This is a genomic window from Streptomyces sp. PA03-1a (assembly GCF_033792805.1).
Lineage (GTDB): Bacteria > Actinomycetota > Actinomycetes > Streptomycetales > Streptomycetaceae > Actinacidiphila.
Window position 1 is genome coordinate 1 of record NZ_JARAVO010000305.1, and the last position, 9,806, is coordinate 9,806.

The 9,806-nt window shown below is 74.0% G+C and carries 7 protein-coding genes and 1 pseudogene; 7 read left to right on the forward strand and 1 reads right to left on the reverse strand.

Annotated features, from left to right (window positions below; all coding sequences use genetic code 11):
• Window positions 1–632: 632 nt before the first annotated feature.
• From PV341_RS40655 to PV341_RS40665, 3 genes are all read left to right on the forward strand, one after another.
• Entirely contained in the window at window positions 633–896 is a 264-nt protein-coding gene (locus PV341_RS40655) for a WhiB family transcriptional regulator (RefSeq protein WP_018559705.1), read from the forward strand.
• 153 nt (window positions 897–1,049) lie between these two features.
• Window positions 1,050–4,844, forward strand: a complete 3,795-nt coding sequence (locus PV341_RS40660) for a glycosyltransferase (RefSeq protein WP_500360451.1) — start codon at window positions 1,050–1,052, stop codon at window positions 4,842–4,844.
• Window positions 4,841–6,322: a DUF5719 family protein gene (locus tag PV341_RS40665; protein WP_500360452.1), complete on the forward strand. Its 1,482-nt coding sequence runs from the start codon at window positions 4,841–4,843 to the stop codon at window positions 6,320–6,322. Before PV341_RS40660 ends, PV341_RS40665 begins: the two co-directional genes overlap by 4 nt.
• A gap of 46 nt (window positions 6,323–6,368) precedes the next feature.
• On the opposite strand, the gene PV341_RS40670 is transcribed toward PV341_RS40665, so the two are convergent.
• A complete protein-coding gene (locus PV341_RS40670) occupies window positions 6,369–6,821 on the reverse strand; it encodes a metallopeptidase family protein (RefSeq protein ID WP_500328613.1) in 453 nt (150 codons plus the stop codon).
• A gap of 302 nt (window positions 6,822–7,123) precedes the next feature.
• Here PV341_RS40670 and PV341_RS40675 point away from each other — a divergent pair, with 302 nt between their 5' ends.
• From PV341_RS40675 to PV341_RS40690, 4 genes and pseudogenes are all read left to right on the forward strand, one after another.
• Entirely contained in the window at window positions 7,124–7,543 is a 420-nt protein-coding gene (locus tag PV341_RS40675; protein WP_078619945.1) for a DUF3499 domain-containing protein, read from the forward strand.
• Window positions 7,544–7,681: 138 nt separating this feature from the next.
• Window positions 7,682–9,040, forward strand: coding sequence for a phosphomannomutase/phosphoglucomutase (locus PV341_RS40680; RefSeq protein WP_500360454.1), 1,359 nt, complete (start codon window positions 7,682–7,684; stop codon window positions 9,038–9,040).
• 188 nt (window positions 9,041–9,228) lie between these two features.
• The gene (locus tag PV341_RS40685) at window positions 9,229–9,408 is read left to right on the forward strand and encodes a Trm112 family protein (RefSeq protein WP_431967699.1); all 180 of its coding nucleotides are present in this window, start codon (window positions 9,229–9,231) and stop codon (window positions 9,406–9,408) included.
• Window positions 9,409–9,545: 137 nt separating this feature from the next.
• Window positions 9,546–9,806: pseudogene (locus PV341_RS40690) on the forward strand (SIS domain-containing protein); the annotation flags it as partial.

A 9,806-nucleotide genomic window follows, 5' to 3' on the forward strand; every position in this document is an offset into this window, starting at 1 on the left:
GGATGGCGAGGGGGTCGCCGGCGATCGAGACGTCGCTGTTCATGGGTGCGGGAGTTCCTACGGGAAGTGAGGAGCGTCAGGCATGCGCATGAGGCTGTGCGGGCTGGGAAGAGTCCTTCAGCGGCAACAGCTGGAACAGCGACAGTGAGCTTCCACGGCGCGACGGAACTCGCCGAGGCGGCGGGTCCGGGCAGGCGCGTGGGTCACTGACATGCGCCCTAGCACACCGGGTCCTCGGCGGCCTGTCAACTTGATGTCGGGTTTGTCGTAAATCTTTCACCTGATCCGGCTATTCGACATGGCGAAAGGTTTGTGCGCCGAAGAGCCAGGAAAAGTGCCGACGCAACCACACGGCTACGCAGGAACGTCTCCTCGTGAAACGTCGTTGTGTTTTCGTGATCGCATCGTGATCGCCGCCCCCAGGGGCGTCGACCGTGGTTGACGTATGCGGGCGTTTGGGCTGATTTGAACACTTTCTGTCAGGCCTTGGTTCCGCAGGGTGAATAACGGGCCCAATAGCAGATCTCGGCTTGACTGGCCCGTATCGGCACACTTGTAATTTCACTCGTGTCGTTCGACCGTCGCAGGTAACGGCAACATCACGGGGACGCGAAAACAGACGAGGGGCGCGCATGACCGAGCTGTTCCAGCTGTTGCTGGCCGAAGAGGCCGACGAAGAGCTCGGGTGGCAGGAGCGCGCGCTGTGCGCGCAGACCGATCCCGAGTCCTTCTTCCCCGAGAAGGGCGGCTCCACCCGCGAGGCCAAGAAGGTCTGCCTCGCCTGCGAGGTCCGTTCCGACTGCCTCGACTACGCCCTCGCCAACGACGAGCGCTTCGGCATCTGGGGCGGCCTGTCCGAGCGCGAGCGCCGGCGACTGAAGAAGGGCGTCGTCTAGAGCCCTCCCCGGGCTCCCGCCCGGCACATCGGGGTTCGTACGTATATGTGCCCCGGACCCGGAAGGGCCGGCTCCCGCAACCGTTAGTGTGGGGGCCCGTCCGAGACGCCCAAGGCGTCGTCCGAAGTCCAGCGAACCGGGGCCCGAACCTCGATGTCCGTGAACAGTTCAGCCGGGACTCAATACGCCGCCCAGGCACCGGAGTTCCCGCGCCACGTCGTCACCGCCGTGCTCGTCGCCCACGACGGTGCCCGCTGGCTGCCCAACGCGCTCTCGGGTCTGGTCTCCCAGGACCGCCCGGTCCAGGACGTCATCGCCGCCGACACCGGCAGCGCCGACGACTCCGCCCGCCTGCTCGCCGAGAGCCTCGGCGACCACCGCGTCCTGCACCTCGCCCGGCGCAGTGGCTTCGGCGCCGCCGTCGACGAGTGCGTGCGCGCCGCCGAGCCCCTGACCGTGGAGCAACTGCCCTACCTGGGGCGGCCCAGCAGCTGGGACCCGGTCTCCCGCACCTGGAACGACGACGCCTACGACGAGCCCGAGGAGCCGCACGGCGAACCCGTGCAGTGGCTGTGGCTCCTGCACGACGACTGCGAGCCCGCCCCGGACGCCCTCCTCAACCTCCTGAGGGTCGCCGACGCCTCGCCGTCCGCCGCGATCATCGGCCCCAAGCTGCGCAGCTGGTACGACCGGCGCCAGCTGCTGGAGGTCGGCGTCTCCATCGCCCGCAGCGGCCGCCGCTGGACCGGCCTGGAGCGCCGCGAGCAGGACCAGGGCCAGCACGACCAGGTCCGCCAGGTGCTCTCGGTCTCCAGCGCGGGCATGCTGGTGCGCCGCGACGTGTGGGAGGACCTCGGCGGGTTCGACCGCCGGCTGCCGCTCATGCGCGACGACGTCGACTTCTGCTGGCGCGCCCAGTCCGCCGGCCACACCGTCCTCGTCGCCCCCGACGCCGTCCTGCGGCACGCCGAGGCGGCCTCCCGCGAGCGCCGTCCCGTCGACTGCGCCGGCCGCTCCGTCGTCAACCCGCACCGCGTCGACAAGGCGGGCGCCGTCTACACGCTGCTGGCCAACACCCGTGGCGCCCTCCTCCCGTACGTCTTCGCGCGCATCGTGCTCGGCACGGTGCTGCGCACCCTCGCCTACCTCGTCGGCAAGGTCCCCGGACAGGCCGTCGACGAGATCACCGGCCTGCTGTCGGTCCTGCTGCGCCCCGGCCGCCTCCTCGGCGCCCGCCACCGGCGTTCCCGGCCCGCCGTCCCGGCCTCCGAACTGCGGACGCTCTTCCCGCCGCCCGGCGCGACCGTACGGGCCACCGTCGAGCAGGTCGTCAGCAACGTCTCCGGCCGCGCGGCCGCCGACGCCTCCTCCGCCGGACGCCACGGCGGGCTGGACTCCGGGCCCAGCGGCGGCGACGACGACGGCGAGTACCTGGAGGTCGAGCAGTTCGCGCTGCTGAAGCGCGTCGCGCGGCAACCCGCCCCGATGCTCTTCGCCGTCCTGCTGCTCTTCTCCCTCATCGCCTGCCGCGCGCTCCTCGGCGGCGGCGCCCTGTCCGGCGGCGCACTGCTGCCCGCCCCCGCCGACGCCTCCGACCTGTGGGGCTCCTACCTCGGCGCCTGGCACGCCCTGGGCGCCGGCAGCACCGAGACCGCGCCGCCCTACCTGGCGATCGTGGCCACCCTGGCGAGCGCCCTGCTCGGCAGCACCGGCCTCGCCCTGACCGTGCTCCTCGTCGCCTCGGTACCGCTCGCGGGCCTCAGCGCCTACTTCGTGTCGCGGCCCCTGGTCGAGTCCCGGCTGCTGCGCGCCTGGGGCGCCGTCGCGTACGCCTTCCTGCCCGCCGCCACCGGCGCCCTCGCCGGCGGCCGGCTCGGCACCGCCGTCCTGGCCATCCTGCTGCCGCTCATGGCCCGCGCCGCCGTCTCCGCCGCGGGCCTGCGGATGTCCGCCGACGCCGTCGAGCGGGGGCTGCGGCCCGGCTGGCGCGCCGCCTGGGCCGTCGCGCTGCTGCTGACGATCACCACCGCGTTCACCCCCATCACCTGGCTCGTCACCCTGGTGCTCGCCGGCGTCGCCATCGCCACGCGCGTCGTGCGCGGGCAGGGCCGGCTCCTCGTCCCGCTGGCCATGCGCGCCGTGGCCGTCCTCGGCGCCCCCGTGGTGGTGCTCGCGCCCTGGTCGATCGGGCTGCTCACGCACCCCAAGCGCTTCCTGGACGAGGCCGGTCTGCCGTTCGGCGCCAAGTCCGCCACCGCCACCGACCTCCTCCTGATCAACCCCGGCGGCCCCGGCGCCGCCGGCGGCTACCTGCTCGCGGGCATCGTCCTGGCCGCGCTGGCCGCACTGGTGCGCGGCGAGCGCCGCTCGGCCATCGTCACCGCCTGGGCGGGCGCCCTGACCGGCCTGGTCTTGGCTGTCCTCGCCAACAGCACCTCCTGGGCCGGCCCCGCCACGCTGGTGTACGGCCTCGCCCTGCTCGCCGCCGCCGCGGTGGGCGCGGAGGGTGCCAAGGAACGGCTCGCCGCCTCCGGCTTCGGCTGGCGCCAGCCCGTCGCCGCGCTCGTCGCGCTGGCCGCCGTGCTCGCCCCGCTGTCCGCCGCCGTCGGCTGGATGGCCGGCGGCGCCGACGGCCCGCTGGAGCGCCGCGACCCGACCCAGGTGCCCGCCTTCGTCGCCGAGGAGAGCACCACCCGCGACCAGGCCCGCACCCTTGTCCTTTCGGGCACGCCCGCCCACGTCTCGTACGCCCTGGTCCGGGGCGCCGGCGCCCGCCTCGGCGACGCCGAGATCGCCGCCGCGGCCGGCAGCGACGCCCGGCTCGCCAAGATCGTCGGAAATCTCGTGGCCGGCTCCGGCGCCGACCAGGCCAGCCAGCTCGGCGGCTACGCCGTGCGCTACGTCCTCGTCCAGAGCGGCGCCCCGCGCGAGATGAGCCGCACCCTCGACAGCACCCCGGGCCTGTCCCGGCTCAGCCAGGCCGACGGCAGCGCCCTGTGGCGGGTGGACGACGACGTCGCCCGCATCACGATCGTCGAGCCCTCCGGCAGCGGCGACGACAGCGGCTCCGGCGACGCCGACGGCACCGGCTCCGGTGAGGACGCCAACGCCCCCGCCGCCGTCGTCACCGTCGCCTCCGGCAAGGTGGAGGCCCACACCACCGTCCCGGCCGGCGCCGACGGCCGCGTCCTGCGCATCGCCGACCGCGCCGCCCCCGGCTGGACCGCCACCCTCGACGGCAAGGAGCTCACCGCCACCACCGTCGACGGCTGGGCCCAGGGCTTCCGGCTCCCCAGCAGCGGCGGCCGGCTCGACCTCGTCTACGACGACCCGTTCACGCACACCGTGTGGGTGTGGGTCCAGGGCTTCCTCGGCCTGGTGCTCGTGGTCATGGCCCTGCCGGGCCGGCGCCGCGAGGTCGACGACGACCTGCCCGACGCGGAGGCCGCGCCCGTGGCCGCAGCCGCGGCCGCCGGCATCCCGGCACAGGGCGGCGGCGACGGCCGTCGCGCCCGCCGGCTGCGCGCCGCCGCCGAGGCCGAGGGGGAGGCGGACGACGCCCCCGCGGAGCCCGAGGCCGCCGGGCCCGCGCACCAGGAGCAGGCCGAGTACGCGCAGTACGCCGAGTACGACCCCTACGCCGCCGGCCCCCAGCAGGACGACCCGTACGGCCAGGAGCAGTGGGCCGCGGAGTACACCAGCACCTACGGCTACGAGCAGCCCGCCCAGCCGCAGGAGCAGGTCTACGACCCGTACGGCTACGGCCAGGAGTCCCAGCAGCCCGGCTACGACCGGCAGGGCTACGAGCAGCAGTCCCAGCAGCCGCAGGGGTACGAGGAGCAGCCCCGGCAGCAGGGCTACGACGCTTCGTACGCCCCCTACGGCACCTACGACACGGACGCTTACGACACGGACGGCTACCGCCGCGACGGGAGCAACCAGCAGTGAACCGCAGCACCCTCTCCCTGATCGGCGTGACCGCCGCCCTGGCCGCGGTCGCCGGCGTCGCCACCGTCTCCGGCGCGGGCACCCCGGACGCGGCGCCCGCCGTGAGCGCGGCGCGGCTGCCCGTCGAGCGGTCCACGCTGGCCTGCCCGGCCCCGTCGGACTCGGACTTCGCCACGACCACGTACACCGCCTTCACGCCCAAGGGCGACTCCGCCGGCTCGGGCGGCGCCGCCGCCCTGCTGGCCGCCGCCGACCAGGACGGCAAGGCCGCGGCCAAGCGCAAGCCGGTCGCACCGCTGAAGGAGTCCGGCCAGCCGGTCACCGCGGTCACCGAGGCCTCCGACGCCCCCGCGCTCATCGGAACCGCCGACGGGGCGCTCGCCCCCGGCTGGACCGTGCAGCAGACCACGGTCGTCGACGCGGGCCCGGCCCGGGCGGTGCTGGGCGCCTCCTGTGCCGTGCCGGACAGCGAGTTCTGGTTCCCCGGGGTCAGCACCGGCGCGGGCCGGCAGGACTACGTCCACCTGACCAACCCGGACGACACCTCCGCCGTCATCGACCTCGCGCTCTACGGCGACAAGGGCGAGGTCAAGACCAGCACGACCGACGGCATCACGGTGCCGCCGGGCGCGACCGTACCCGTCCTGCTCTCCACGCTCACCACGGAGAAGTCCGACGCCCTCACCCTGCACGTCAGTGCCCGCAGCGGCCGGGTCGGCGCCACCGTGGAGGCCGAGGACGCCAAGGCCGGCGGCGACTGGCTGCCCGCCTCCACCGACCCCGCCGCCGAGGCCGTCATGCCCGGCATCCCCGGCGACGCCTCCGATGTGCGCCTGGTGGTCTTCGCGACCGGCGACAGCGACGCCGACCTCAAGCTGCGGCTCGCCTCCTCGGGCGGCGAGATCACCCCCGCCGGGCACGAGACCGTGCACGTCAAGAGCGGCATGACCACCGCCGTCGACCTCGGCGACGTCACCAAGGGCGAGGCCGGCTCGCTGATCCTCAGCCCCACCGACCCCTCCGACGAGGCACCCGTGGTCGCCGCCCTGCGGATCACCCGCGGCAAGGGCGCCGACCAGGAGACCGCCTTCCTGCCCGCCACCGCCCCCATCGGCGACCGCGCCAGCGCCGCCGACAACCGCACCAAGGGCTCGACGCTCGCCCTGACCGCGCCGGAGGGCGACGCCACCGTGCGGGTCGTCACCTCCGCCTCGACCAAGGGCGGCGAACCCGTCACCAAGAACGTCCCGGTCAAGCGCGGCACGACGGTCGTCCTGTCACCGCCCGCCCCCTCCACGGGGAAGGGCTCCTTCGCCGTCACGGTGGAACCCGCCTCGGGCGGCCCCGTCTACGCCTCCCGGATGCTCGCCCTGCCGGAGGGCGGCGTCCCGATGTTCACCATCCAGACCATGCCGGACGACCGGGGTCTGGTCGCCGTGCCGAAGTCGGAAGAGGACCTGTCCATCCTCAACCGCTGACGATCCGCGACCGGCACGGGCCCCCGGGCCCGTGCCGGTACCGGGATCAGCCCTCCCCGTACCGGGGGTCGACGTTCTCCGGTGACAGCCCGAGCAGTTCGGCCACCTGCTCCACGACCACGTCGTGCACCAGCAGGGCCCGTTCCTCGCGGCTCTTGGCCCGGATCTCCACCGGCCGCCGGTACACCACGATGCGGTGCGGGTTGCCCTTCTGCCCGCCGAGGAGCCGCCCCAGCGGCACCCCGTCGTCGAACCGGCCGTCGACCGCGGCGCCGTCGGCACCGTCCGCCGGCCAGGGCACCTCCTGTACCGCGAACTCCACCTCCGCCAGCTGCGGCCAGCGCCGCTCGAGCCGGTCCGCCGCGTCGCGCACCAGGTCGTCGAAGGCGTCGGCGCGGGTGCGTGCCAGGGGCACCTGCGGGGGCGCGATGGGGCCGCGCATGCCGCGGCCGTGTCGGTCGCGGTGGCGCTGGCGCGGTGCGGGCGAAGGGGTGTCCATCACCTCTGAGAGTAGCCGTCGGGAGCCCCGGTTATGCGGCTCCGTGACCGCTGCCACCACCACGGGGGACGAGGACTGGACATCCCCGTCGATGTCGCAGAATGTACGGTCGTTCGCCCCTGGCGCCCACGTGATTCCCCTGCCCTGACCGCTTCACCGATCGCAATTGGCATCATTTGCAGCGTTTGGTGATCGGTGTCCTCGGAGGGGCACCCGCACATTTCCGGCCCTTTGCAGGTCAGGTGTGTTGACCCCAGGTCGGACCTTCCCGGCCAACCCGGACGACACGACGGGGTGAGCTCCTGGGGAGTCGTCGCGGCCCGCTCAAGAGTGCGGTACCGTCCAACGTCGTGAGCCTTGTACGTCGCTGTTCGCGCACCGCGTGTGGCCGTCCCGCCGTCGCGACGCTGACGTACGTCTACGCGGACTCCACCGCCGTCCTCGGACCGCTCGCCACCTACGCCGAGCCCCACTGTTACGACCTGTGCTCGGAGCACTCCGAGCGCCTCACCGCCCCCCGCGGCTGGGAAGTCGTACGGCTCGCCACGGACACCGGCCCCACCCGCCCCAGCGGTGACGACCTCGAAGCGCTCGCCAACGCCGTGCGCGAGGCCGCCCGCCCCCAGGAGCGCGAGGGCAACGGCACCAACGGCCGCGGCGGCGACCCCATGGAGATCGCCCGGCGCGGGCACCTGCGCGTCCTGCGCTCGCCCGACTCCTGAACCGGCACCCCGCCATACCCCGCCCCGGGTCCGCACGTGCACCCGGGCTCCTCGTCGGCGCGTTCGGATCCGCCCGGTAGGTTGGCTCTTGCCACGATCCATCCACCGGCAACCGGATTCCAGAGCGGAGCACATGCGGTGACCGACCTCTCCCAGCTCGTGAAGGCGTACGACGTCCGCGGAGTCGTCCCCGACCAATGGGGCGAGCCGCTCGCCGAACTCTTCGGCGCGGCCTTCGTCACCGTGACCGGTGCCGACGCGATCGTGACGGGCCACGACATGCGGCCCTCCTCGCCCGGCCTGTCCCGGGCCTTCGCCCGCGGCGCGGCCTCGCGCGGCGCCAAGGTCACCGAGATCGGCCTCTGCTCCACCGACCAGCTGTACTTCGCCAGCGGCAAGCTCGACCTGCCCGGCGCGATGTTCACCGCCAGCCACAACCCGGCGCAGTACAACGGCATCAAGATGTGCCGCGCCGGCGCCGCCCCCGTCGGACAGAACACCGGCCTCGCCGAGATCCGCGAACTGGTCGAGCAGTGGTCCGAGACCGGCCTCCCGGCGAGCGACGCCACCCCCGGCGAGGTCACCCAGCGGGACATGCTCGCCGACTACGCCGCCCACCTGCGCACCCTGGTCGACCTGAGCTCCATCCGGCACCTCAAGGTCGTCGTCGACGCCGGCAACGGCATGGGCGGGCACACCGTCCCCACCGTCTTCGACGGGCTGCCCCTCGACCTCGTCCCGATGTACTTCGAGCTCGACGGCACCTTCCCCAACCACGAGGCCAACCCCCTCGACCCCAAGAACATCGTCGACCTGCAGGAGAAGGTGCGCGAGACCGGCGCCGACATCGGCATCGCCTTCGACGGCGACGCCGACCGCTGCTTCGTCGTCGACGAGCGCGGCGAGCCCGTCTCCCCGTCCGCGATCACCGCCCTGGTCGCCGCCCGCGAACTGGCCAAGCACCCCGGCTCCACCGTCATCCACAACCTGATCACCTCGTGGACCGTGCCCGAGGTCGTCAAGGAGCACGGCGGGACGCCCGTCCGCACCCGCGTCGGCCACTCCTTCATCAAGCAGGAGATGGCCCGTACCGGCGCCGTCTTCGGCGGCGAGCACTCCGCGCACTACTACTTCCGCGACTTCTGGAACGCCGACACCGGCATGCTCGCCGCGCTCCACGTCCTCGCCGCCCTCGGCGGCCAGGACGGCACGCTGTCCGCGCTCGTCGCCGAGTACGACCGCTACGCCGCCTCCGGCGAGATCAACACCGCCGTCGACGACCAGGCCGGCCGCACCGCCGCCGTCCGCGCGGCCTACGCCGACCGCCCGGGTACCGGCCTCGACGAGCTCGACGGCCTCACGGTCACCGGCGACGGCTGGTGGTTCAACCTGCGCCCCTCCAACACCGAGCCGCTGCTGCGCCTCAACGTGGAGGCGCGCGACACCGAGCTCATGGCCGGCGTCCGCGACGAGGTCCTCGCCATCGTCCGCGCCTGACGGCCGCCCCGCCGGAGGAGGCACCGCACCGCACCGCCTCCTCCGGCGGGGGACCGGGGCCCCGACACGGTCACGCGGCCCCGGCCGCCCGGCGATAGGCTGAATCGGCCGGTCCGGACGCGTACGCCCGCACACGGCGGACGCCCGGGAACCACGACCACGACACGACCACACGGGAGAAGCCACCCATGCCGCTCGTCGAAGCCAGCCTCCTGGAGATCCTCGCCTGCCCCGCCTGCCACGCGCCGCTGCGCGAGGACGTCGAGGCCACCGAGCTCACCTGCACCTCCGCCGACTGCGGCCTGGCCTACCCCGTGCGCGACGACATCCCCGTCCTCCTCGTCGACGAGGCCCGCCGCCCCGCCTGACGCGACCCGGCTGCCCGGCACCACACACCCGCCCGGCAGCCCGCGCCGTACGCACCACCGGCGCCGGCACGGGCACCCGCACCGCACGGCGCCCCGCGACACCCGACACAACCGGACCGGACCGGAGGTCACCCCCGATGCTGGACGAGACGCTGCTCGACGACCCCGACGCCCTCGCCCGCGCCGACACCCGCGGCCTCCTCCTCGGCGTTGCCGCCGCAGGCGCCCGCGTCCGCACCGCCGCCCGCCTCGCCCAGGAGGCAGGCGTCGGCGAACTCAAGCCCGACGGCCGCCCCCGCAGCGTCCTGGTCGCCGGCCCCGGCGCGGTCGCCGTCGCCGCCGTCGCCGAACTGCTGGCCGCCCTCGGCAACGGCAGCGGGCCCGTACTGCCCCTGCAC

What these genes read in the sequence shown, in the direction of transcription:
- PV341_RS40660 (WP_500360451.1), top strand. Translation starts at nt 1,050, where the DNA reads ATGTCCGTGAACAGTTCAGCCGGGACTCAATACGCCGCCCAGGCACCG.
- PV341_RS40685 (WP_431967699.1), top strand. Translation starts at nt 9,229, where the DNA reads ATGCCGCTCGTCGAAGCCAGCCTCCTGGAGATCCTCGCCTGCCCCGCC.
- PV341_RS40670 (WP_500328613.1), bottom strand. Translation starts at nt 6,821, where the DNA reads ATGGACACCCCTTCGCCCGCACCGCGCCAGCGCCACCGCGACCGACAC.
- PV341_RS40655 (WP_018559705.1), top strand. Translation starts at nt 633, where the DNA reads ATGACCGAGCTGTTCCAGCTGTTGCTGGCCGAAGAGGCCGACGAAGAG.